The organism is Stenotrophomonas geniculata ATCC 19374 = JCM 13324, assembly GCF_001431625.1.
GTDB classification, from domain to species: domain Bacteria; phylum Pseudomonadota; class Gammaproteobacteria; order Xanthomonadales; family Xanthomonadaceae; genus Stenotrophomonas; species Stenotrophomonas geniculata.
Genome location: NZ_LLXT01000163.1, coordinates 15748 through 38371 on the forward strand (window position 1 = coordinate 15748; position 22624 = coordinate 38371).

General features: G+C 64.3%; 19 protein-coding genes. 13 read left to right on the plus strand and 6 right to left on the minus strand.

Going from position 1 to position 22624, the window contains the following annotated elements; all coding sequences use genetic code 11:
- Window position 1: 1 nt before the first annotated feature.
- Both ARC63_RS22065 and ARC63_RS22070 read right to left on the minus strand, forming a co-directional pair.
- Window positions 2-865 carry a prepilin peptidase gene (locus tag ARC63_RS22065; RefSeq protein ID WP_032128827.1) on the minus strand — a complete coding sequence of 288 codons (864 nt, stop codon included), beginning with the start codon at window positions 863-865 and terminating at the stop codon, window positions 2-4.
- Window positions 866-873: 8 nt separating this feature from the next.
- Complete coding sequence (locus ARC63_RS22070) at window positions 874-2133, minus strand: type II secretion system F family protein (RefSeq protein ID WP_057504392.1); 1260 nt, start codon at window positions 2131-2133, stop codon at window positions 874-876.
- A 361-nt stretch (window positions 2134-2494) separates the two neighbouring features.
- On the opposite strand from ARC63_RS22070, the gene ARC63_RS22075 reads away from it, so the two are divergent.
- The 6 genes from ARC63_RS22075 (at window position 2495) to pilB (ending at window position 9857) form a co-directional block, all read left to right on the plus strand.
- Window positions 2495-2905 carry a pilin gene (locus ARC63_RS22075; protein ID WP_057504393.1) on the plus strand — a complete coding sequence of 137 codons (411 nt, stop codon included), beginning with the start codon at window positions 2495-2497 and terminating at the stop codon, window positions 2903-2905.
- A gap of 92 nt (window positions 2906-2997) precedes the next feature.
- The gene (locus tag ARC63_RS22080; protein ID WP_139042454.1) at window positions 2998-4938 is read left to right on the plus strand and encodes a hypothetical protein; all 1941 of its coding nucleotides are present in this window, start codon (window positions 2998-3000) and stop codon (window positions 4936-4938) included.
- On the plus strand, window positions 4935-5399 hold the full coding sequence (locus ARC63_RS22085; RefSeq protein WP_057504395.1) for a GtrA family protein: 465 nt from the start codon (window positions 4935-4937) through the stop codon (window positions 5397-5399). Before ARC63_RS22080 ends, ARC63_RS22085 begins: the two co-directional genes overlap by 4 nt.
- Entirely contained in the window at window positions 5396-6940 is a 1545-nt protein-coding gene (locus ARC63_RS22090; protein ID WP_057504396.1) for an NAD(P)/FAD-dependent oxidoreductase, read from the plus strand. Before ARC63_RS22085 ends, ARC63_RS22090 begins: the two co-directional genes overlap by 4 nt.
- A gap of 95 nt (window positions 6941-7035) precedes the next feature.
- Complete coding sequence (gene galE, locus ARC63_RS22095; RefSeq protein ID WP_338141137.1) at window positions 7036-8013, plus strand: UDP-glucose 4-epimerase GalE; 978 nt, start codon at window positions 7036-7038, stop codon at window positions 8011-8013.
- Between the two features lie 116 nt (window positions 8014-8129).
- Window positions 8130-9857: a type IV-A pilus assembly ATPase PilB gene (pilB, locus tag ARC63_RS22100; protein WP_057504398.1), complete on the plus strand. Its 1728-nt coding sequence runs from the start codon at window positions 8130-8132 to the stop codon at window positions 9855-9857.
- 130 nt (window positions 9858-9987) lie between these two features.
- Here pilB and ARC63_RS22105 read toward each other — a convergent pair whose 3' ends face one another.
- Together ARC63_RS22105 and ARC63_RS22110 are read right to left on the minus strand one after the other, a co-directional pair.
- Window positions 9988-11361: a sigma-54-dependent transcriptional regulator gene (locus ARC63_RS22105; protein ID WP_057504399.1), complete on the minus strand. Its 1374-nt coding sequence runs from the start codon at window positions 11359-11361 to the stop codon at window positions 9988-9990.
- 60 nt (window positions 11362-11421) lie between these two features.
- Complete coding sequence (locus tag ARC63_RS22110; RefSeq protein WP_019336430.1) at window positions 11422-13035, minus strand: sensor histidine kinase; 1614 nt, start codon at window positions 13033-13035, stop codon at window positions 11422-11424.
- Window positions 13036-13440: 405 nt separating this feature from the next.
- On the opposite strand from ARC63_RS22110, the gene sucC reads away from it, so the two are divergent.
- The 3 genes from sucC (at window position 13441) to ARC63_RS22125 (ending at window position 17365) form a co-directional block, all read left to right on the plus strand.
- A complete protein-coding gene (sucC, locus tag ARC63_RS22115; protein WP_004154430.1) occupies window positions 13441-14610 on the plus strand; it encodes an ADP-forming succinate--CoA ligase subunit beta in 1170 nt (389 codons plus the stop codon).
- A 20-nt stretch (window positions 14611-14630) separates the two neighbouring features.
- Entirely contained in the window at window positions 14631-15506 is an 876-nt protein-coding gene (gene sucD, locus ARC63_RS22120) for a succinate--CoA ligase subunit alpha (protein ID WP_005410793.1), read from the plus strand.
- 224 nt (window positions 15507-15730) lie between these two features.
- A complete protein-coding gene (locus ARC63_RS22125) occupies window positions 15731-17365 on the plus strand; it encodes an NAD+ synthase (RefSeq protein ID WP_057504404.1) in 1635 nt (544 codons plus the stop codon).
- Window positions 17366-17478: 113 nt separating this feature from the next.
- Here the strand turns inward: ARC63_RS22125 and ARC63_RS22130 are convergent, their stop codons facing one another.
- Both ARC63_RS22130 and ARC63_RS22135 read right to left on the minus strand, forming a co-directional pair.
- On the minus strand, window positions 17479-18678 hold the full coding sequence (locus ARC63_RS22130; RefSeq protein ID WP_057504400.1) for an alpha/beta hydrolase family protein: 1200 nt from the start codon (window positions 18676-18678) through the stop codon (window positions 17479-17481).
- A 190-nt stretch (window positions 18679-18868) separates the two neighbouring features.
- On the minus strand, window positions 18869-19756 hold the full coding sequence (locus tag ARC63_RS22135) for an outer membrane protein assembly factor BamD (protein ID WP_029379759.1): 888 nt from the start codon (window positions 19754-19756) through the stop codon (window positions 18869-18871).
- 114 nt (window positions 19757-19870) lie between these two features.
- Between ARC63_RS22135 and rluD the strand changes: the two genes are divergently transcribed.
- The 4 genes from rluD to ARC63_RS22155 are packed head-to-tail and all read left to right on the plus strand — an operon-like array spanning window position 19871 to window position 22569.
- Window positions 19871-20860, plus strand: a complete 990-nt coding sequence (gene rluD, locus ARC63_RS22140; RefSeq protein ID WP_010481528.1) for a 23S rRNA pseudouridine(1911/1915/1917) synthase RluD — start codon at window positions 19871-19873, stop codon at window positions 20858-20860.
- Entirely contained in the window at window positions 20860-21630 is a 771-nt protein-coding gene (gene pgeF / locus ARC63_RS22145) for a peptidoglycan editing factor PgeF (RefSeq protein ID WP_057504401.1), read from the plus strand. The genes rluD and pgeF overlap by 1 nt, the downstream gene beginning before the upstream one ends.
- 20 nt (window positions 21631-21650) lie before the next feature.
- Window positions 21651-22157 (plus strand): DUF4166 domain-containing protein, encoded by a 507-nt coding sequence (locus ARC63_RS22150; protein ID WP_019338720.1) that lies wholly within the window; start codon window positions 21651-21653, stop codon window positions 22155-22157.
- On the plus strand, window positions 22132-22569 hold the full coding sequence (locus ARC63_RS22155; protein WP_057504402.1) for a thiol-disulfide oxidoreductase DCC family protein: 438 nt from the start codon (window positions 22132-22134) through the stop codon (window positions 22567-22569). Before ARC63_RS22150 ends, ARC63_RS22155 begins: the two co-directional genes overlap by 26 nt.
- The last annotated feature ends 55 nt before the right edge of the window (window positions 22570-22624 follow it).

The following is a 22624-nucleotide window of genomic DNA, read 5'->3' on the forward strand; positions in this document are numbered from 1 at the left end:
CTCAGCGCAGCCCGCTCATCACCAGGTACTGCTCCACCAGCGGCGCACCCCACATGAAGTACAGCCAGCCGGCGATGGCCAGATAGGGGCCAAACGGGATGGGCGTGGCCCGGTCACGACCGCGGCTGTACAGCCAGATCGAGCCGATGATGGCGCCCAGCACCGACGACAACAGGATGATCGGCAGGATGCCCTTCAGCCCGCACCAGGCGCCCAGCGCCGCCAGCAGCTTGAAGTCGCCGTGGCCCATGCCTTCCTTGCCGGTCAGCTGCTTGAACAGCCACCAGACCGTCCACAGCGACAGGTAACCCACCGCCGCACCCACCAGGGCGGGCTTGGCCGGCATGTACAGGTTGTCGATGCTGCCTATCAGCCCCAGCCACATCAGCGGCAGGGTGAGCTGGTCGGGGAGCAGCTGCGTGCGCAGGTCGATACCGGACAAAGCGATCAGGAAGCAGGTCAGCACGATGGCACCGAAGCCCTGCCAGCCGAAGCCGAACTGCCAGACGCAGGCCAGCACCAGTACCGAGGTCAGGGCCTCCACCAGCGGGTACTGCAGCGAGATCGGCGCCTTGCAGTGGCGGCACTTGCCGCCCTGGATGATCCAGCTGAACAGCGGGATGTTCTCGTACCAGCTCAGCTTGTGCTTGCAGTGCGGGCAGTGCGACGGCTCCACCACGATCCCCGGTGGCGGGGGCTCATAGAAGTCCGGTTCCTCCAGGACTTCGCGCGCATCGCGCTTCCACTGCCACTCCAGCCGCTTGGGCAGCCGCAGGATGACCACGTTCAGGAAACTGCCCAGCAGCAGTCCCAGGGCGGCCGCGGCGGGGTAGCCGAGGCCGGGGTGCTGGTCGAGAAATGCCATTGATACCTTTAGCCGACGACGGCGCCGAGTTTGAAGATGGGCAGGTACATCGCGATGACCAAGCCACCGACAATGGTACCAATGAACACCATGATCATCGGTTCCAGCAGGCTGCTCAAGGCATCCACGGCATTGTTCACTTCCTGCTCGTAGTATTCAGCCACCTTGAACAGCATGGCGTCCAGGGCGCCCGCCTCTTCGCCGATGCCGGTCATCTGGATGACCATGTGCGGGAACAGGTTCAGCTGCTTCATGGCCATGTTGACCGGGTAGCCCACCGAGACGTCGTCGCGCATCCGTAGCACCGCCTCGCCATAGACCTTGTTGCCGGTGGCGCCAGCCACGATGCCCAGTGCCTCCACCAGCGGCACGCCGGCCTTGAAGGTCACCGCCGTGGTGCGGGCGAAACGGGCGATCGAGCTGTTGTGCATGATCTGGCCGATCACGGGCACCTTCAGAATGGCCCGATCCAAGCCATGCTGCATCTTTGGCGATCGCTTGTAGGCCATAATCGTTCCAACGACCGCAGCGACGATCACGATCACGATGGGCAGCCACCAGCTAACCATGAATCGAGATAGTCCCACGACCATCTTGGTGAAGGCCGGAAGGTCTGCACCGAAACTCGTGAACACTTCTTCGAACTGGGGAACGACCCATACGAGCAGAATCGTGCTGACCAGGAAGGCCACCACAAGCACCATGGCCGGGTAGAACAGGGCCTTCTTGATCTTGCCCTTCAACGCTTCGATGTTCTCCTTGTAGGACGCGATCGTGTCCAGCACCGTTTCCAGCACACCGGCGCTTTCACCGGCACGTACCAGATTGCGGTAGAGCTCGTCGAACTGGACGGGGTGACGGCTGATCGCCTCGTTCAGCGAAGATCCGCCTTCGATGTCGGCGCGGATCCCATCCACCATCTTCTTCATGCGCGGGTTCTTGTGCCCGCTGCCGATGATCTCCAGTGCCGAGACGATCGGCACGCCGGATTTCATCATCGTGGCCATCTGCCGGCTGAAGAAGGCGATGTCCTTGGCATTCACCGGCTTGCCGGCCGCGCCGAACAGCGGCTTAGGCTTGGGCTTCACTTGGCCGGGATTGATCCCCTGCTTGCGTAGTTCGGCGCGCAGCAGATTGGCGTTCTTCGCCAACTGCTCGCCCTTCATCTTGATACCCCGCTTGTCGGTCCCCTCCCAGACAAACGGCTGCAGCTCCATGGTGCTACGCGCCACGGGCTCTTTCTTGATCGCACTGCGACTGACAGACATGTTGGCTCCCCAAGGCCCGCCATCCCCAGGCGGGCATCCTGACCGGCGATGGTAGCTGGTTCAGGGCCGTCCGGGGAGCCCGCTGGCGTGACGCCGCGCAGGGTTTTCGACCTGGCGAGACGAAAGGTGACGTACCGCGTCACATTGCCGCGTCCATCGCAGATTCGCTTCTGGGGGGTTCCCATCCGCGAAATTGCTGCCATCATTGGCGAGGGGAAATCGGGGAGACGCTGCCATGGGAGATTGGCACGTAACCTGCGTTGATCCACCCGCGGGGACGGGCAGCCTGCTCATCCGGCCTTCTGACCGGTCGGCAGCCACCCCCGACATCAACCACCACTTATCTTGGGGATGTACCACCATGAAGAACCAAAAGGGCTTCACCCTGATCGAACTGATGATCGTCGTTGCGATCATCGCCATCCTGGCCGCCATCGCGCTGCCGGCGTACTCCGATTACACCAAGAAGTCGAAGGTCTCGGAAGTCGTGCTGGCCGCTTCGGCCCTGCGCACCGCTGTTGCTGAATACGCTTCTTCGAACAATACTCTGCCGGGCGCGAGCTGGAGCGGCTTTGAGGCTCAGTCGTCCAAGTACGTCAGTGGTGTCACTTGGGATGGCACCAAGATCACTGCAACTGCCCAGAGCATTGGTAGCGGCGTCGATGGTGCAACCATTGAACTGACTGCGAGCTTGAACTCGGCCAACGGTACTGTTGACTGGAAGTGCAGCGGCGGCATTCCGTCCAAGTACCGTCCGGGCAGCTGCCAGTAAACAGCTGCAAACGCTGTAGTTTCTTAGTACTAAAAGCAGCCCCGCTATAGCGGGGTTTGCTTTTCTTGGGGGAGCGGACGGGGTACATGGGAATGTCTACCTTGCGCAAACTTGCGCCTTGGTGCTTTGCGCTGGCATTGATCATCTATCTGCGACCCTATACGGGGATCAGACATGACGCCACGCTGTACTTAGCTCAAGCGTTGCGGATTATCAGTCCTGATATCTATGATGGCGATTTGTTCTTTGCGGCAGGTAGCCAGGCAGATTTCACCCTATTCCCGCAGCTGCTCGCGTACCTGCTACGTCACGTTGAGCCGGGATCCGCTTTTCTGGCATTAACCTTTGCGCTTCGTGTCATCTTCTATGCGGCAAGCGCATACGTCGTCCGGGCGCTGTTCCCTCAAGGAGAGCGTTGGCCAGCGATCTTCGCACTGATCGTTATGCCTAGTCTGTACGGCGCATTCAGCATGTTTTCCTATGCTGAGCCCTTCTTGACCGCGCGCCCATTGGCTGAGGCTCTCTCTCTCCTTGCAATCGGTCTTCTGCTGCGCCATCGCCTTTTGTGGTCATTCGTGTGCCTCGTCATCGCGGGATTGATGCATCCCTTGCAGGGTGCGGCAGCTGGTCTTGTAATCTGGTGCTGGCTGCTCATTCAAGATCGCAGATGGCTGTGGGCAGTTTCTGCGATTGTGCCTGTTGCTCTCTTGGGGCTCTTGCATGTGGGGCCGTTTGGAGGTCTCTTCCAGTCCATCGACTATGAATGGTATGAGCAAATCTCTGCGTTGAGTGCCCAGATTTTCGTTGGATCTTGGGAGCCGCGGGATTGGTGCATTGTCCTATCGGATTTCTATCTCATCTATCTTCTGTTTCAGCGTACAGAAAGAGATGTTGCTTTATCAAAAATGGCAGCGGCAACCATTCTTGCGGTTGCAATCGGTTTCGCATTCAGCGCAGTTTTTGCAGATGTACTGAGGCTAGTGCTGCCAGCTGGGTTGCAGATCTGGCGTGTTCTTTGGTTGGCGCATTGGTTGGCGATGGCTAGTATTCCATTTTTGATCAATGATCAATGGATCAGAAGCAATCGAGACCTGGTGGCGACATCGCTGTTGATCGCAATTGCTGTAACGGGCGCCAGCGTTCCTAGGATTACCTTGCCGTGGGCGGTGCTTGGTTTAATTCCCTTGCACATTTTGTGGCCCTACGCGGCAACGAGGGTTAGCCGCACTGGAAGGGCGCTAATTTTATCGGGACTTCTCCTGATTCTCGTGGCTGCGCTTTTCTGGTACCAGATACGTGCCTGGACGGTATTTGAGGCGCTCGGGAGTGATCTGGAAAGAGTGCGGCAAGATGTCGTTGTTGTCGGCTACCCGTTGATCGCGGGGGGAGTAGTAGCGGCTACCGTCTGGCTCTATCGGCGATCGGGATCGCGTTTGGGGGCTCTACTTGGCGTTGGAAGTATCTTTCTCCTGATAGCAGCAATATTCGTTTGGGATGCGAGAAGCCCTTGGAGCAAGACGCTGGAAACGGCAAAAGGAACGGACATCTTTGGTGTAGAGATTCCGCGCCATTCCAGTGTCTACTGGTATGCGAGTGAGCCGTCGCCGCTGGGGCCATGGTTGGTGCTGGAGCGGGCCAATTATTTCAGTATTTTTCAGCTGTCCGGTCAGATGTTCAATCGGGGGACGCCAATGGAGGGGGCCAGGCGCAAGGATCAGGTCGATCCAGTAAACAGCCAGGGAGAGATCTGTGACACCATGAATGCGGTCAATAAGGATGAGGACTCATGCTGGATCGGTACTGAAGGGATTCAGCATCTCTGCACGGCGCACGGCAGCACGCCGGCGCCGGATTACTTCGTTCTTCCATTCAGGCAAAGGCAGCACGTGCGCGGCGTTTGGGATGTTAAGCACCCTATGCGCGACGAGACTCTTGGGCGACTTTATCTTTACAAATGCAGTGATTGGGTCGCTTTCGACGATGCTACGCATCAAGAACTCGAAAGAAGTGTTGATGCGAGGTTTGGGGAATGAGTGCCCGGTCGAGGGCGGGTTTGGTCATCAGATCACTACGCATTCGGCTTGGGTCGTTTGCTGAGGGGGTCGGGTATCTACTCGCCTCGGCAGTGGCCTTGCTCGCAGACCTCGGAACCTTCGCGTTGCTTTCGTGGTGGTGGGGGGGCTGGTATTCAGCTGCCGCTGGCGGTTTCCTGGTGGGGAGCGTGGTGGCCTACGTTATCAGCGTGCGTTGGGTATTCGCTCGGCGCGTGGTCAGCTCTGCTTCGGCTGAATTGGCCATATTCGTGCTGATTGGTTGCTTCGGTCTGCTGGTTGTCCAAGGCGTGATGTGGGGCTGTATTGAGTGGTTTGGTTTGCCCGGTGGCATTGCAAGGTTGGTTGCGGTCGGATTCTCGTTCACATCGAATTTCGCGTTGCGTAAGTTGATTCTTTTCCGGTCGCGGGGGCGCGAACGGGCCATCGGGGAGGTGGCATGAGCAAGCATGTTGTAATCATCGGTGCGGGTCCGGCAGGCTTGACTGCCGCGTTGGAACTGGTTGGGCAGCCGGATGTGAAGGTGACGGTGCTGGAGGCGGATGATTGCGTGGGTGGCATCTCACGCACTGTCAACCACAATGGCAACCGCATCGATATTGGCGGGCACCGGTTCTTTTCGAAATCGGACTGGGTGATGCAGTGGTGGGCCAACCTGATGCCCATCGAGCACACAGGCGACGTTCCGTTGAACCTTCGCTACCAGGGCCAGGCGCGCGAGGGCTTGCCAACGGGGGCGCCTGTGGCAGATGGCTCGCAGCCGACTGCGATGCTGGTGCGCAACCGCCTGTCACGCATCTATTTCAATCGGCGCTTTTTCTCTTACCCGTTGAAGTTGAATGCGGACAGTTTCCGCAATCTGGGTGTGGGCAAGTCCGTATTGTTCGGTTTCAGCTATCTGCGCTCGCAGGTTAGCAAGATCGAGCCGGAAGTGAGTCTTGAAGACTTTCTCGTTAACCGCTTCGGGCAGCGTCTTTATCGCCAGTTCTTCAAGGAGTACACCGAGAAGGTCTGGGGTGTGCCTTGCAACCAGATCAGTGCAGAGTGGGGCGCGCAACGCATCAAGAGTCTGTCGATCACCAAGGCGGTGCTGCATGCTGCGCGAAGTGCGCTGGGCTTGAACGGGAAGGCTGAACAGACTTCGTTGATCGAGAACTTCCTGTATCCGAAGCATGGCCCCGGTGAGATGTGGGAAACAGCTGCTCAGCAGTTCGTCGCGCGTGGCGGCACATTGCTGATGAAACATCGTGCCGTTGGACTGGAAGTGGGCGATGACCAAGTGCACAGCGTCACCGTACAGTCCGGATCTGGCGAAGCCTTCAAGCTCGAGTGCTCGCACGTGGTCTCGACCATGCCCGTGCGTGAGCTGGTATCCGCATCGCGGACAAGCTGGCCCGAAGATGTGGCAACGATTGCGGATGGGCTGCAGTACCGTGATTTCATCACCGTCGGCCTGCTTTACGATGCGTCCGATCTTCCTCGGGCATTGGGCGACAACTGGATCTACATTCAAGAGCCGGGTGTGAACGTAGGGCGTGTACAGGTCTTCAACAATTGGAGCCCGTACATGGTTCGCGACGCATCGAAAGTATGGATGGGGCTCGAGTTCTTCTGCCGTGAGACTGATCCGCTGTGGAACATGGGTGATGCAGACCTCCAGGCACTGGCCCAGCGCGAGATGCTCCAGATCGGCCTGGTCACCGCCGAGCGTGCGCAGGATGCGGTTGTGATCCGAGTACCCAAAGCCTATCCGGGCTACTTTGGTGAAGCCTACGCCCAGTTCGATCGATTGCGGTCCGCGTTGGATCAGGTGCAGAACCTGTTCCTGGTGGGGCGCAATGGGATGCACCGTTACAACAATCAGGATCACTCGATGCTGACAGCCAAAGAGGCTGCCGATCAGATCCTGTCCGGTAACGTGGACAAGAGTCGGCTGTGGTCAATCAATGTGGACGATGAGTACCACGAAGAGGCCAAGGCCTGAGCCCAAGCTGCCCTCATGCCTCCTTCCCGGCACTTGCCGGGATTGGGGAGGACGGTAGTCAGGTGCGGTATTCGATCTGACGTGGAGTCATGCAGATGTGGAACGTCCTTGTTTGTGGAGGGGCGGGTTACATCGGTAGCCACATGTCACAGTGGCTGGCCGAACAGGGTCATGCCGTAACCGTGTTGGACAACCTGTCCACCGGTCACCGGCAGGCAGTGAAATGGGGAGAGTTGATCCAGGCAGATCTGCTTGACGAGTCTTCGCTGGAGCGTGCGTTCAGCGGGCGGCGTTATGACGTGGTGATGCATTTCGCTGCGAGTTCGTTGGTTGCGTCTTCCGTCGCCGATCCATTTTCCACCTATCGGAACAATGTGGCCGGAACTCTGAATCTGCTGGCGCAGCTGCGGTACCGGGATATAGGCAAGGTGGTATTTTCATCCACGGCCGCTGTGTTCGGGCAGTCATCGGCTTCCCTAGTTGACGAACAGCAGCCGATGCAGCCGATCAATCCCTATGGTGCCAGCAAGTTGATGGTTGAGCGGATGCTTGCAGACGCTTGGGAAGCGTATGGCTTGTCGTCGGTAGTTCTTCGCTACTTCAATGCTGCCGGCGCTCTTCCTGAACACGGCATAGGTGAAGCGCATGCCTGTGAGACTCATCTGATTCCGAACGTGCTCAGGGCCGCCGCGGGACAGGCGCCTCCGCTGAAGGTATTTGGTGCGGACTACCCCACACCTGACGGAACCTGTGTACGGGACTACGTACATGTGCAGGATCTCGCGCGTGCCCACGGCTTGGCGATGAACCTGATGGAGCGGAGTCCTGGAACCCATGACTTCAATCTGGGCAGTGAGCAGGGCTACTCAGTCATGGATATCGTTGAGGCCGCCGCGCAGGTGGTCGGGCGCGCAGTACCTTTCGAGGTCGTCGGCCGTCGGGCCGGGGATCCAGCCCGGCTGGTGGCCTCCAGCGCCAAGGCGCAACGGGAGCTGGGATGGGAGCGAAGTTGGCAGGACCTGGTAGCCATCGTCAAAAGCGCCTGGGATTGGCATCGGGAGCAGCCGTTCTGAAAGCGGACTGTGGGTGTCTGGACAAGCGTTCACACGGGGTGCGCGGTTAGTATGTCACCCCTGTAGACAACACTATGGCCGCCATGGCGGCCGTCTTGGGTCAGTAAAGGAAGCGTATGAGCGCAGTCACCACCCCCAACCTCGTCGGCATCACCGGCCTGGCCCGCCGCCTGGTCCAGGATGGCGCCCTGGACGAGGCATCCGCCCGCGACGCCATGGCCAAGGCCACGGCCGCCCGTCAGCCGCTGCCCACGTGGTTCGCGCAGAACAAGCTGGTCAGCGCCTCGCAGCTGGCCGCCGCCAATGCGGTCGAGTTCGGCATGCCCTTGTTCGACGTGTCCACCTTCGATGCCAGCCAGAACGCGATGAGCCTGGTCAGCGAGGAGCTGCTGCGCAAGCACAACGTGCTGCCGCTGTTCAAACGCGGCGGCAAGCTGTTCGTGGGTACCAGCAATCCGACCCATGCGCTGGACGAGATCAAGTTCCACACCAATCTGGTGGTGGAACCGATCCTGGTTGATGAAGACCAGATCCGCCGGACGCTGGAGCAGTGGCACGCCAGCCACGACACCATCGGCGACGCGCTGGGCGGCGACGACGAGGGCATGGCCAACCTCGATGTTGGCCTGGGCGACGAAGACAACGCGGGTGGCGACTCCGGCATCGACGCCAAGGGCGACGACACCCCGGTGGTGAAGTTCGTCAACAAGGTGCTGGTGGATGCGATCCGCAAGGGCGCATCGGACATCCACTTCGAGCCCTACGAAGATGATTACCGCGTGCGCCTGCGCATCGACGGCCTGCTGAAGATGGTGGCGCGTGCGCCGGTGAAGTTGAACCAGCGCATCGCTGCGCGTTTGAAGGTGATGGCACAGCTGGACATTGCCGAGAAGCGCGTGCCGCAGGACGGTCGCATCAAGCTCAACCTGTCCAAGACCAAGCAGATCGACTTCCGCGTGAGCACGCTGCCGACCCTGTTCGGTGAAAAGGTGGTGCTGCGTATCCTGGATGGCAGTGCGGCCAAGCTGGGTATCGACAAGCTGGGCTACGAACCGGACCAGCAGAAGCTGTTCCACGACGCCATCCACAAGCCGTACGGCATGGTGCTGGTGACCGGCCCGACCGGTTCGGGCAAGACCGTGTCGCTGTATACCGCGCTGGGCATCCTCAACGACGAGACGCGCAACATTTCCACCGCCGAAGACCCGGTGGAAATCCGCCTGCCCGGTGTGAACCAGGTGCAGCAGAACAACAAGCGCGGCATGACCTTCGCTGCGGCGCTGCGCTCGTTCCTGCGACAGGATCCGGACATCATCATGGTCGGCGAAATCCGCGACCTGGAGACGGCGGAGATTGCGATCAAGGCGGCGCAGACCGGCCACATGGTGCTGTCCACGCTGCATACCAACGATGCGCCGCAGACCATCGCGCGCCTGATGAACATGGGCATCGCCCCGTACAACATCACCAGCTCGGTGACGCTGGTGATCGCGCAGCGCCTGGCACGCCGGTTGTGCGGCAACTGCAAGCGTCCGGCCAACCTGCCGGAGCATGCGCTGCTGGCCGAGGGCTTCACCCAGGCGCAGCTGGATGCGGGCATCCAGCTGTACGAGGCGGTGGGCTGCGATGAGTGCACCGAAGGCTACAAGGGCCGAACCGGTATCTACCAGGTGATGCCGATGACCGATGAGATCGCCACGATCGTGCTGGCCGGTGGCAATGCGCTGCAGATTGCCGAGGCGGCGCAGCAGATCGGGGTGAATGACCTGCGGCAGTCGGCGTTGAAGAAGGCCGCCGCGGGTGTGACCAGCCTGGCCGAGATCAATCGCGTTACCAAGGATTGAGGTAGAGCCGAGCCTATGCTCGGCTGATGGCCCGAAGAGCAGCCGAGCGTGGGCTCGGCTCTACAGTAGATCCACGCCATGCGTGGATGGCGCGGCGGCGAACACCGCGCAGCCGAGCATGGGCTCGGCTCTACTCCATCCCCAGCTTCTTCAGCTTGTAGCGCAGCGCGCGGAAGGTGATGCCCAGCTGCGCGGCGGTCCGGGTCTTGTTCCAGCGGTTCTCTTCCAGCGCGCGCTGGATGGCGCTGCGTTCCAGCTGCTCGATGTACGAGGGCAGGGCGGCACTGCCGGGCTGCAGGTCCACCACGGCTTCCGCGTGCGCTGCGCCGCCGGGCGCACGTGGGGCGTGCTGCGGCAGGCGCAGGTCGTCGGCACCGATGCGGTCTTCTTCGGCCAGTGCCAGCGCACGTTCCAGAATGTTCTCCAGCTCGCGCACATTGCCCGGGAACGCATAGTGGGCCAGCGCCTCCAGCGCCGACGGCGCCAGCAGCGGGGTGGCGCGGCCGTGGCTGCGGGCCAGCCGCGCCAGCACGGCGGCCGCCAGCTCCGGCAGGTCCTGGCGGCGCTCGCGCAGCGGCGGCACCTTCAGTTCGATCACGTTGATGCGGTAGTACAGGTCGTGGCGGAAGCGCCCATCTTCGACCAGCTCGGCCAGGTCCTTGTGGGTGGCAGAGAGGATGCGTACGTCCACCGGCTCTTCGTTGGCCGCACCGACCGCGCGCACCGACTTCTCCTGGATCGCGCGCAGCAGCTTCACCTGCATCTGCAGCGGCAGCTCGGCCACTTCGTCCAGGAACAGGGTGCCGCCGTGCGCCGCCTGGAACAGGCCGGGCTTGTCGGCATGGGCGCCGCTGAAGCTGCCTTTGCGGTGGCCGAAGAATTCGCTCTCCATCAGCTCGCCGGGAATGGCGCCGCAGTTGACCGGAACGAACGGGCCGGCCGCACGCGCGCCCTGGGCGTGGATGGTGCGGGCGACCAGTTCCTTGCCAACCCCGGATTCACCGAGGATGTAGACCGGCGCCTGGCTGCGCGCGACCTTGCCGATGGTGGTGCGCAACACGTCCATGGCCGGCGAAGCGCCCAGCAGGCGTGCAGCCTGTTCGGTGGCGGGGCCGGGCGCAGGGCGTTCGGTGTTGTTGAGTTCCAGCGCGTGCTTGACCAGGCCACGCAGCACCGAGATGTCCACTGGCTTGCTGACGAAGTCGAAGGCGCCGGCTTTCAGCGCTTCCACGGCCAGGTCCATGCTGCCGAAGGCGGTGATCATCGCCACCGGCGTGCGCGGGTAGTGCTGGGCGATTTCGCTGACCAGCTCAATGCCGTTGCCATCCGGAAGGCGCATGTCGGTGATGCACAGGTCGTACGGATTGCTGGCCAGCAGCTCGCGTGCTTCGGCCAGGTTGGCGGCGGTACTGATGCGCAGCCCCATGCGGCCGAGGGTCAGTACCAGCAGTTCGCGGATGTCGCGTTCATCGTCGACGACGAGGGCGCTGCGGGTTTCGTTCATGGGCGTGAAAGATAAACGAGGGGGCTGGAAGCGACAAATGTTTGACGCATAGATTTGGAATCAGGTGGGCAGCAGCGTGTGCGGGCCGGGCAGCACCAGGCGGAAGCAGGAGCCGCCTGCCGGCACCGGGATGTAGTCGAGCCGTGCCTGGTTGGCGCGGCACAACTCGCGGGCGATATACAGGCCCAGGCCGGTGCCGTGCTCGGAGGTGGTGAAGAACGGACGGAACAGCTGTGCGGCCACGCTCTCGGGAATGCCGGGGCCACGGTCCATCACGTCGATCACCGCGCTGCGTTCGTGTTGTGCCACGCGCAGGCGCACCCGCGCCGGCTGCTGGCCGATGCGGCCGTACTTCAGTGCGTTGTGCACCAGCACGGTGAGCACCTGGTACAGGTGCTTGGTATCGACCTGCGCCATCACCGCCGTGTCGCTGATGATCGGTTCGATGCTGTCGGTCTCCAGCGTCTGGCCCTGCTTGTACTCCAGCACGAAACGGCGCACGAAGGCGACCAGGTCCACGTTCTCGGGCGTGGCGCGTTCGCGCCGTGCCAGCCCCAGCACGCTCTCGACGATGCCGTTGGTGCGCTGGCATTGCTGGCGGATGATCTGCAGCAGGCGGCGGTCGCTTTCGTTGAAACCGGTCCCTTCTTCCAGCAGCTGCACGGCGTAGTTGATTGCCGCCAGCGGGTTGCGGATTTCATGGGCAAGGCTGGCCGAGAAGCGGCCCATTGCCGACAGAGTGAGCGATTCGGCGCGCCGGGAGACCACGCTGGAATCGTCCAGGAACACCAGGGCCAGCTCGCTGCCGGCCAGCAGGCGGGCGAAGCGTGGTTGCACTTCGGGCTGGTCGGGGTTGAGCTGCAGCGGCAGTTCGTCCTGCGCCCAGCCGTTGCGCCAGCGCTGCAGGCGGCGCGCCAGTTCCGGCGCGGCACTGGCCAGATCCAGGCGTCCTGTCTCACCGATGCCGTCGTTGTCGCCGAGCAGCATCGAGGCCGCTTCATTGGCCAGGGTGATGCGGTTGTCGGCGTCCACCACCAGCACGCCGGTGCGCATGCGGCGGATGATCAGTTCGTTGATCTGGAACAGGTTGGCCACTTCGTCGCCGCGCTGGTTGGCCAGCTGCTGGTTGCGGCGCGCACGGTTGCCCACCTGGTAGCTGATGAAGGCCAACGCCAGGTAGCTGGTGGCGAACATGGCCAGCTCGGCCAGCGTGCGGGTGGGGTCGCCGCCTTCGAGCACCTTCCAGAGGTATTCGGTACCGGTGGCCAGGCTGGCGACGATTGCCAGGCCCAGGCCCCAGCTCAATGGCAGCAGGGTGGCGGCAGCGGCGATGTTGAACAGCAGCGACATCGAGATGCCGGCGCTGGCACCGGGCAGGGCATGCGCCAGCAGGGTGGCGGCGATGATGTCCACCAGCACGCTGCTGACCACGATCGGGCGCAGCCAGCGTTCGTTGCGGCCGATCGCCAGGGCCAGCAGCGACAGCAGCAGATAGATGGCCGCGACGGTATCGGCCAGGCGCGGGTGATGGGCCTCGCCGACCATGCCGGACAGGGGGCTGTAGAGCAGGCCGGCGATGACCGCGGCGATCAGCACCCGGTACAGCGCGAAGAAGTACAGCTCACGCCGCGGAATCGATTCGATGCGGTCGATCAATGAAGCACTGGGTGACACGCCGGAACTCCCCTTCTGGCTGCCTGGGTCTGGAATCTGCGGCGGTCCTGCCTGGCATCCCCTGAAGCCGGGCGGGTACGTCGCTTCTCTGTGGCCTGCGGTGGAAGCAGCCGGGCAGGCCCGACACTACACACCTTGGTTGACCAGTATAGGGCCCCCGGCAGGGCGCCGCCGGAGCCGCCCGGATCGCGCATTTGGCCCGCCGTGGATACCGGTGGCCAACGGCGGCCCGGGCGCAACTGCCTGAATGACGGTGGAAATCTGGCCGGGTCTGGCGTTTTGTACAGACTTCTTTGCGCCCCGGCGCTGGCTCGGCCACAATAGTGGGCCCGCCGCGGTCCATGCCGGCGCCCCGCCGGGGCCCTGAGGAATTGCGTGCGGTCGTTCCTATTCCCACGGTGACGCATGAATTTCCACGAATACCAGTCAAAACAACTGCTTGCCGAGTACGGCATCCCGGTCCCGGCCGGCAAGGTCGCTGCGACCCCGGACGAAGCGGTTGCCGCTGCCAACTCCCTGGGCCAGGGCCCCTGGATGGTCAAGGCGCAGATCCACGCTGGCGGCCGCGGCAAGGCTGGCGGCGTCAAGTTCTGCAAGACCACCGACGACGTGAAGGCCGCTGCGGCCAAGATGCTCGGCACCAAGATGGCCACCTACCAGACCGCAGGCGTTGAACTGCCGGTCAACCTGGTGCTGGTGACCACCGCCGGCGAGATCGTCAAGGAACTGTACCTGTCGGTGCTGGTCGACCGTGGCACCAAGACCATCACCTACATCGCCTCTTCGGAAGGCGGCGTGGAAATCGAGCAGGTCGCTGCTGAAACCCCGGAGCTGATCCACTCGCTGAACGTCGACTTCGTCGAAGGCGTGCAGGGTTACCACGGCCGTGATTTCGGCTTCAAGCTGGGCCTGACCGCCAAGCAGGCCGGCCAGTTCGCCAGCATCATGGTGAACCTGTACCGCCTGTTCAACGAAAAGGACCTGGCCCTGGTTGAAATCAACCCGCTGGCCATCCTGGACGACGGCAACCTGTACGCGCTGGACGGCAAGTTCGACAGCGACGACAACGCCGCGTTCCGCCAGAAGGCCCTGGTCGCCATGCGCGACAAGACCCAGGAAGATCCGACCGAAGTGATCGCTTCGGAGCTGGACATCAACTACGTCACCATGGACGGCAACATCGGCTGCATGGTGAACGGCGCCGGCCTGGCCATGGCCACCATGGACGTCATCAAGCTCAACGGCGGCGAGCCGGCGAACTTCCTGGACGTGGGCGGTGGTGCCAACAAGCAGCGCGTCATCGAAGCGTTCAAGCTGATCCTGTCCTCGGACAAGGTTGAAGGCATCTTCGTCAACATCTTCGGCGGCATCGTCCGCTGCGACATGATTGCCGAAGGCATCATCGCCGCCGTGAAGGAAGTGGGCGTCAAGGTTCCGGTCGTGGTGCGCCTGGAAGGCACCAACGTGGAAGAAGGCAAGCAGCTGCTGCGCGACAGCGGCATGGCCATCATCCCGGCTGACAACATCAACGATGGCGCCAAGAAGATCGTTGAAGCTGTCAAGAACGCTGCCTGATTCGACACCAAGGAATTCCCATGTCTGTTTTGATTAACAAGAACACCAAGGTGATCGTGCAGGGCTTCACCGGCCAGCAGGGCACCTTCCACGCCACTCAGATGATCGAGTACGGCACCCAGGTTGTTGGCGGCGTGACCCCGGGCAAGGGTGGCACCACCCACATCGACCTGCCGGTCTTCAACACCGTTGCCGACGCCGTGCAGAGCACCGGCGCCAACGCCTCGGTCATCTACGTGCCGCCGCCGTACGCGGCCGACGCGATCCTGGAAGCCGCTGCTGCCGGCATCAAGGTCATCGTCTGCATCACCGAAGGCATCCCGGTGCTGGACATGCTGCGCGTCAAGAACGTGCTGACCCGTTCGCATCCGGACACCGTGCTGATCGGGCCGAACTGCCCGGGCGTCATCACCCCGGGTGAGTGCAAGATCGGCATCATGCCGGGCCACATCCACCAGCCGGGCAAGATCGGCATCGTGTCGCGTTCGGGCACCCTGACCTATGAAGCGGTCAAGCAGACCACCGAAGTCGGCCTGGGCCAGTCCACCTGCATCGGCATCGGCGGTGACCCGATCAACGGCCTGAACTTCGTCGACTGCCTGAAGCTGTTCAACGAAGACCCGCAGACCGAAGGCATCATCATGGTCGGCGAGATCGGCGGTGACGCTGAAGAAGCCGGCGCCGAGTACATCAAGAACCACGTGAAGAAGCCGGTCGTCGGTTTCATCGCCGGTGCGTCGGCTCCGGCCGGCAAGCGCATGGGCCACGCCGGTGCGATCGCCTCGGGCGGCAAGGGCACGGCCGAAGGCAAGTTCGCCGCCATGGAAGCTGCCGGTGTCGTCACCGTCCGCTCGCCGGGCGACCTGGGCGCTGCCATCGCCAAGCTGGTGAAATAAGAACGACTGCCTCTGGCAGCCGATTCTGTAGAGCCGAGCCCACGCTCGGCTTGCTTTGGAAAAGCCGCCCTCGGGCGGCTTTTCTGCGTCTGGCGGCTGCCTGGTCGGCCCATCCACGCATGGCGTGGATCTACTGAGCCAGGGCTGTCCACGCAGTGAGCGCGCCCGGCGTGCGCATGGCGCAGCGCTACAATGGCGGCATTGCAACCACAGGCTGGATTCCCATGGCTTCGATCCGCATCGCGATGGCGCAGTTCGACTTCCCGGTCGGCGATGTCGCCGGCAACACCGAGCGCATCATCGAGATGATCGGCCAGGCGCGCGACGAGTACGGCGCCGAGCTGGTGATGTTCCCCGAGCTGGCGGTGAGCGGTTACCCGCCGGAGGACCTGCTGCTGCGCCCGGGCTTCCTGTACGAGTGCGAGCAGGCGATGACCCGCATCGCTGCCGCCTGCCGTGGCATCACCGCCGTGGTTGGCTGGCCGCAGGCGGCGGGTGCGGTGGTCTACAACGCCGCCAGCGTGCTGCGCGACGGGCTGGTCGAGCAGACCTACCGCAAGCGCGAGCTGCCCAACTACGCGGTGTTCGACGAGCGCCGCTACTTCGATGTCGATCCGGATGGCGGCAGCTGCGTGTTCGAGGTCAACGATGTGCCGGTCGGCCTGCTGATCTGCGAGGACCTGTGGTTCGCCGAGCCGTTGGCCGACACCGTGCGCGCCGGCGCGCAGCTGGTGGTGGTGCCGAATGCGTCGCCGTACGAGCGGGGCAAGCATGCCCAGCGCGATGCGGTGCTGGCCGCGCGCACCCGTGAGAGCGGGGCGGCGATTGCCTACCTCAACGTGGTCGGTGGCCAGGACGCGCTGGTGTTCGATGGCGCCTCGGTGGTGGCCGATGGCGACGGTACCGTGCACCCGGCCGCCGCCGCCTTCGTCGACCAGTGGCTGGTGGTGGAGTACGACGGTGAAACCCGCCGCTTCATGCCGCATGTGTGGATGGACGATGGCGACGAGAGCATGGACGCGCTGGCCTGGCGTGCCGTGACCCGTGGCATCCAGGACTACTGCCGCAAGAACGGCTTCAAGAAGGTGTGGCTGGGCCTGTCCGGTGGCATCGATTCGGCGCTGGTGCTGGCCATGGCCGTGGACGCGATGGGCGCCGAGAACGTCACCGCCGTGCGGTTGCCGTCGCGCTATACCGCAGGCCTTTCCAACGACCTGGCGGCCGAGCAGTGCCAGGCACTGGGCGTGAAGCTGGAGGCGGTGTCGATCGAGCCGGCGTTCAAGGGCCTGATGGAATCGCTGGCGCCGATGTTCGAGGGCACCACGCCGGACGTGACCGAAGAGAATCTGCAGTCGCGCAGCCGTGGCGTGATCCTGATGGCGCTGGCCAACAAGTTCGGCGGCCTGCTGCTGACCACCGGCAACAAGAGCGAGTACGCGGTCGGTTACGCCACCATCTACGGCGACATGTGCGGTGGCTATGCGCCGTTGAAGGACCTCTACAAGACCGAGGTGTTCGGGCTGTCGAAGTGGCGCAATACCGTGGGCGGTGCACCGGTGATCCCGCCGGCGGTGATCAGCCGCCCGCCGTCGGCCGAGCTGCGCGAGAACCAGCTGGACCAGGATTCGCTGCCGGCCTATGACGTGCTGGATGGCATCCTGTACCGCTACATCGACCAGGAGCAGTCGCGCACGGAGATCGTGGCCGCCGGTTACGACGCGACCGTGGTCGACCGCGTGCTGCGCCTGGTGCGCATCAGCGAGTGGAAGCGGCACCAGGCAGCGCCCGGGCCGAAGGTCTCGCGCCGGGCGTTCGGCCGTGAGCGTCGTTACCCGATCAGCAACGGCTACAAGGGCTGAGGCAGCGGTTGGCGGGTAGTGCCGGCCGATGGTCGGCAACCCGTTGGCCCTCTCCGGTGGGTGCGGACCCTGGTCCGCACGATGGTCGAAGATCATCCACGCATGGCGTGGATCTATCGGGCTTCGTCGAGCAGCTGTTCGAGGCCGGCGGTTTCCGCAGTGTCGCTGAAGTGGCCGCCCTCAAGCCGTGCACGCACAAATGCCAGGCCATCCGCCGCCGCCGCATCCAGCGTGCCGCGGTGGTCGACCGGGTAGCGTCGGAACGCGACCGGCTCGCCTCGCAGGGCCAAGCCTGCGGCGTACAGCAGCGTGGTCAGATAGGGCACATCGCGGTCCGCGCTGCCATGGCCCAGCATCAGTGGTTGGCTGAAGCCGCGGCGCGGTACGCCGAGATAGTCGTACAGCACCGCCCAGATGCCCGGCACGCTGGTCAGCGGTGCAGTGAACATGCTGCCGATATCCGCACCGTCCAGGGTGGCGGCCAGTTCGCCCAGGCACTGCTCACGTGCCGCTGCCACGCGGGCGCGGCCGGTGTCGCTGAGGACGCGGTCGATCTGCGGCGCGACCTGCAGCAGGCCGTCGAGCAGATACGCGTGATACGCGTTGACTGCACCGGGATTGGGGCTGCGGTTGTCCGGTTTCATCACCAGCGCGGTCAACTCCACTGCCGTGGGCGTACCGGTGGTGAAGCTGCCACGGTAGTGCAACGCCGGCCCTCCATGGGTGGGGGCGATGTGGCCTGCCGTGAGCGCGGCGGCGCCACCCTGCGAATGGCCGACCGATACCCAGCGCGGCGACAGCGCGTTGCCCAGGTACTGGCGGCTGGCTTTGACGAGGTCGATGGCGTTGCGCGCGGCAGTGCGCACATGCAGATAGGCATGGTCACCTGGACTGCCAAGGCCCTGGTAGTCCGCAGCGACCACCGCATAGCCCTGCGCCAGGAACTGATCGAGGAAGCGCCCGTCGCGTTGGGGTTGGTAGGGGCCGGACACCGATGGCGCACAGCGATCCGCGATGCCCTGGGTGCCATGTGCCCAGGACACCACCGGCCAGCCGCCTGCAGGCGCCGCGCCGGCGGGCAGGTACAGCAGGCCGGTGCCTTCGGCCAGCTGGCCGCGATGATCCGGGGTGCGGTAGTGCAGCTTGTAGGCCTGCGCGGCCTTGGACGGCACCCATGACGCGCGATAGGGGGCAGCAGACAGCAGGTCGCCCGGTGCAACCGGTGCGGCGGCCAGGGGGTCCGGGGACAGCGCCAGCAGGGCAGTGGCGAGGAGGCCGGCGAGAGGGCGGAAACGGCGGGGTAGTGGGGTCATGAGGCGCTCCTTCACGGCCGGGATGGCCGTTGCGCCGCAGTGTGGAGGGGCTCGCCCGCGCCGATTGGGACCGGCGTCGCATCCGCCGGGGATTCGTAGAATTCCTAGTGTCGTGGTCCATGGGCGCACGAGCCCTCCACGCATGGCGTGGATAACCGACAAAGAAAAGGCCCCTTGCGGGGCCTTTTTCTTATTTCTTTTCCAGTCGCGCGTTGCGCTGGCCGGTGCTGGCGGACTTCTCGCCAGCGAACGGGTTCAGCTTGCGGATCATCCACGGGTACTTCGGCCACTTGCCTTCCAGCCACGGGTGGTCCGGCTGGTTCAGCTGCAGGACGCGGCGGGCGTCGTCGGCCAGGGTCTTGTTGCCCAGGTGGGTGTAGGAATCGGCCAGGACGGCGACGGCGTCGTACTGGAACGCGCTCTGCGGGTAGGTTTCCAGCAGGTAGTTGGCGCGGCCGGCGGCCGAGACCCAGGCGCCGCGGCGCATGTAGTACAGGGCGTTGTCGAGCTCGTGCTGGGCGAACACGTCACGCAGCTCCAGCATGCGCTGGCGCGCATCGGCGGCGTACCGGCTGTTCGGGTAGCGGTCCACCACGATGTTGAAGTCCGAATACGCCTGGTGCGGGGTGGACAGATCGCGGCGGCTGGCATCCAGTGACCATACGCGACGAAGGAAAACCGTACTGCGATTGGAGTTGGCCAGGCCGCGCAGGTAGTACAGGTACGCGATGTTGCGATGGGTCGGGTAGGTACGGATGAAGCGGTCGATGCTGGACACCGCGTCATCGTGCTTGCCGGCCTTGTACTGGGCGTAGGCGGTCTCGATCATCGCCTGCTCGGTATACGGACCGTACGGATACTGGGCCACCAGGCGGCGGAAGCTGGCTTCGGCGCCGCTCCAGTTGCCACCCTGCATCAGCTTGTGGCTCTTCTCGTACAACTGTTCGACCGGCGTCCCTTCATCGGGGCGATCGCCCTTCTTGGCACCACGGTGGCAGCCGGTGGCGGCGATGACCAGCACCAGCAGCAGGGCGGTGAGGCGGACGGGCGCGGAGAGCATGGCGGAGCGTCGGATCATGGGGTCGAGGCGGGACGCGGCTGGAATACGAAGGGTCGATGATAGCCTAGTGTCCTGTCCAGCGACTGAAACCGGCCGCCGGGACCCCAAAATTTCAAAGAATGCCCCCCTGCCATGTCTGAACAACCCTCTGAATCGGCCCGCCAGGCCATCGTCCCCGACACCGCTGCCGGCCGCCGTTTCGACGCCGTCGTGGCCGAACTGTTCCCCGAATACTCGCGGTCGCGCCTGACCGAGTGGATCAAAGCCGGTGAGGTCCTGCTGGACGGCGCCCAGGTGCGTCCGCGCGATCCGCTGCGCGGCGGCGAGGTGGTGACCCTCAACGTGGTGCTGGAAACCCAGACCGACGCCCAGCCGGAGGACATCCCGCTGGACGTGCTGTTCGAGGACGAGCACCTGCTGGTGATCAACAAGCCGGTCGGCCTGGTGGTGCACCCGGGCGCCGGCAACCACAGCGGCACCCTGGTCAATGCCCTGCTGTTCCGCGACCCTTCGGTGGCGGTACTGCCGCGCGCGGGCATCGTGCACCGCCTGGACAAGGACACCAGCGGCGTGATGGTGGTGGCCAAGACTCTGGAAGCGCAGACCGCGCTGGTCGAGCAGTTGGCCGCACGCGACGTGCACCGCCAGTACCTGGCCATCGTGATGGGCGCGCTGGTGGCCGGCGGTACCGCTGATGCCCCGATCGACCGCCACCCGCGCGACCGCCTGAAGATGGCCGTGCGCGAGGACGGCAAGGAGGCGATCACCCATTACCGCCTGCGCGAGCGCTTCCGTGCGCACACCGCGCTGGAGTGCCGCCTGGAAACCGGCCGTACCCACCAGATCCGCGTGCATATGGCGCACGTGCGCCATCCGATCATCGGCGACCCGCTGTACGGCGGTGCATTGAAGCTGCCCAAGGGCGCCAGCGACGAGCTGGTGGCCGCGCTGCGCGGCTTCAAGCGCCAGGCCCTGCACGCCGAGACGCTGGAGTTCACGCACCCGATCACCGGTGAGCCGGTGCGCAACACCGCGCCGGTGCCGGACGACATGCTGCACCTGATGAAGGTGCTGCGCGAAGACAGCGAAGCCTTCGCCGCGCGCGAGCGGGACCGCTGGTGATGGACGCCGCGCTGCCCTTGCTGCAGGCGGACTGGCCGGCGCCTCCGGGCGTCCATGCGCTGACCACGCGCCGGCACGGTGCGGGCATCTCGCCGGCGCCGTTCGCGCAGTTCAACCTGGGCAACCGGCACGCGGCCGATGGTGACACCCCCGCCAACGTCGAGCACAACCGCCAGCTGCTGCAGCAGGGGTTGGCGCTGCCGTCGGCCCCGCACTGGCTGCGCCAGGTGCACAGCAGCACTGTGCTGCGCTTCAGCGCGCCGCCGGTGCCCGGCGCCAGCGAACCGGTGGCCGATGCCGCGGTGACCTCGGTGCCGGGCGTGGTGCTGGCGATCCTGACCGCCGACTGCCTGCCGGTGGTGTTCGCCGCCGCCGATGGCAGTGAGGTGGGCGCGGCCCACGCAGGCTGGCGTGGCCTGGCCGACGGTATGCTGGAGGCCACGGTGGCCGCCATGCAGACGCCGCCGGCGCAGCTGCGGGCCTGGCTGGGCCCGGCCGCAGGACCGGCCGACTACGAGATCGGCGAGGAGGTCTACCACGCCTTCGTCGGCCATGATCCGGCGGCCGAAGCGGCGTTCGTGGCGACGCGGCCGGGTCACTGGAAGGTCGATCTGTTCGCGCTGGCCCGCCAGCGCCTGCAGGCGGCGGGCATGGACCCGGCGCAGGTGCATGGCGGCACGGTGTCGACCATGGCCGATCCGGACCTGTATTCGCACCGGCGCGATCGTCGCACCGGGCGCATGGCAACCCTGGCCTGGATCGCGCCCTGACCACTCCGCTGTTCGCACGTGTGCTGGGGCCGGCCTTCGCCACCCTGGCCGCGCCGGTGCAGGCGCTGCATGCCGCGCCGTTGCCATGCCGCTACGTGGGGCAGGCGCGCATCGTGAGGGGGTGGCACTGGCTGGTGCCGCTGCTGGCTGCGTTGGCACGGTTGCCAAAGGACGGAGACGCGCTGCCGACCGAAGTGGCGTTCAGGGCACACGGGCAGGGCGAGCAGTGGGCGCGGCGTTTTGGGCGCTGGCCGATGGTGTCGCGGCTGTGGGCGCATGAGGGATACCTGCGCGAGCAGTTGGGCGCGGTGCGCTTCGAATTTGATCTGCAGGCCCGCGAAGGTGGCATCGACTGGTCTGTGCGGCGGGTCTGGGCCTTCGGCCTGCTGCCGCTGCCGAGGCGCTGGTTTGGTGGCGTGCGTTGCCGCGAAGCCTGGCAGGGTGAGCGCTACACTTTCCTGGTCGATGTGACGCTGCCCTGGGTGGGAGCTCTGATCCGCTATGAAGGCTGGCTCGAACCGCAGTGAGGCCGCCGCCGAGGTTGGCAGCGCGGTGATCGTATTCGATGGCGTATGCGCGCTGTGCAACCGCTGGGTGCGCTTCCTGCTGCGCTTCGACCGCAGGGGGCGCTATCGCTTTGCGGCGATGCAGGGGGAGCAGGGCAGCGCGATGCTGCGCGCGCACGGGCTGGACCCGCAGGACCCGATGTCGTTCCTGCTGCTGGACGCGCAGGGCGCCTGGACCGATACCGATGCGATCCTGCGCGTGCTGGCGGGGCTGGGCGGCGCCTGGCGTTTGAGCGGCGTGCTGCGGGCAGTGCCGCGCGGCTGGCGTGACACCGCGTATCGCGCGCTGGCACGCAACCGTTACCGCTGGTTCGGGCGGCATGACGCCTGTTACCTGCCCGCACCGGAGCAGGCCGCGCGGTTCCTGGATTGAAGAAAAAAGGGGACGGAGGGGATTAAGTCGTTTGTGCACAAACGACTTAATCCCC

What these genes read in the sequence shown, in the direction of transcription:
- ARC63_RS22065 (WP_032128827.1), bottom strand. Translation starts at nt 865, where the DNA reads ATGGCATTTCTCGACCAGCACCCCGGCCTCGGCTACCCCGCCGCGGCC.
- ARC63_RS22070 (WP_057504392.1), bottom strand. Translation starts at nt 2,133, where the DNA reads ATGTCTGTCAGTCGCAGTGCGATCAAGAAAGAGCCCGTGGCGCGTAGC.
- ARC63_RS22075 (WP_057504393.1), top strand. Translation starts at nt 2,495, where the DNA reads ATGAAGAACCAAAAGGGCTTCACCCTGATCGAACTGATGATCGTCGTT.
- ARC63_RS22080 (WP_139042454.1), top strand. Translation starts at nt 2,998, where the DNA reads ATGTCTACCTTGCGCAAACTTGCGCCTTGGTGCTTTGCGCTGGCATTG.
- ARC63_RS22085 (WP_057504395.1), top strand. Translation starts at nt 4,935, where the DNA reads ATGAGTGCCCGGTCGAGGGCGGGTTTGGTCATCAGATCACTACGCATT.
- ARC63_RS22090 (WP_057504396.1), top strand. Translation starts at nt 5,396, where the DNA reads ATGAGCAAGCATGTTGTAATCATCGGTGCGGGTCCGGCAGGCTTGACT.
- galE (WP_338141137.1), top strand. Translation starts at nt 7,036, where the DNA reads ATGTGGAACGTCCTTGTTTGTGGAGGGGCGGGTTACATCGGTAGCCAC.
- pilB (WP_057504398.1), top strand. Translation starts at nt 8,130, where the DNA reads ATGAGCGCAGTCACCACCCCCAACCTCGTCGGCATCACCGGCCTGGCC.
- ARC63_RS22105 (WP_057504399.1), bottom strand. Translation starts at nt 11,361, where the DNA reads ATGAACGAAACCCGCAGCGCCCTCGTCGTCGACGATGAACGCGACATC.
- sucC (WP_004154430.1), top strand. Translation starts at nt 13,441, where the DNA reads ATGAATTTCCACGAATACCAGTCAAAACAACTGCTTGCCGAGTACGGC.
- sucD (WP_005410793.1), top strand. Translation starts at nt 14,631, where the DNA reads ATGTCTGTTTTGATTAACAAGAACACCAAGGTGATCGTGCAGGGCTTC.
- ARC63_RS22125 (WP_057504404.1), top strand. Translation starts at nt 15,731, where the DNA reads ATGGCTTCGATCCGCATCGCGATGGCGCAGTTCGACTTCCCGGTCGGC.
- ARC63_RS22130 (WP_057504400.1), bottom strand. Translation starts at nt 18,678, where the DNA reads ATGACCCCACTACCCCGCCGTTTCCGCCCTCTCGCCGGCCTCCTCGCC.
- ARC63_RS22135 (WP_029379759.1), bottom strand. Translation starts at nt 19,756, where the DNA reads ATGATCCGACGCTCCGCCATGCTCTCCGCGCCCGTCCGCCTCACCGCC.
- rluD (WP_010481528.1), top strand. Translation starts at nt 19,871, where the DNA reads ATGTCTGAACAACCCTCTGAATCGGCCCGCCAGGCCATCGTCCCCGAC.
- pgeF (WP_057504401.1), top strand. Translation starts at nt 20,860, where the DNA reads ATGGACGCCGCGCTGCCCTTGCTGCAGGCGGACTGGCCGGCGCCTCCG.
- ARC63_RS22155 (WP_057504402.1), top strand. Translation starts at nt 22,132, where the DNA reads ATGAAGGCTGGCTCGAACCGCAGTGAGGCCGCCGCCGAGGTTGGCAGC.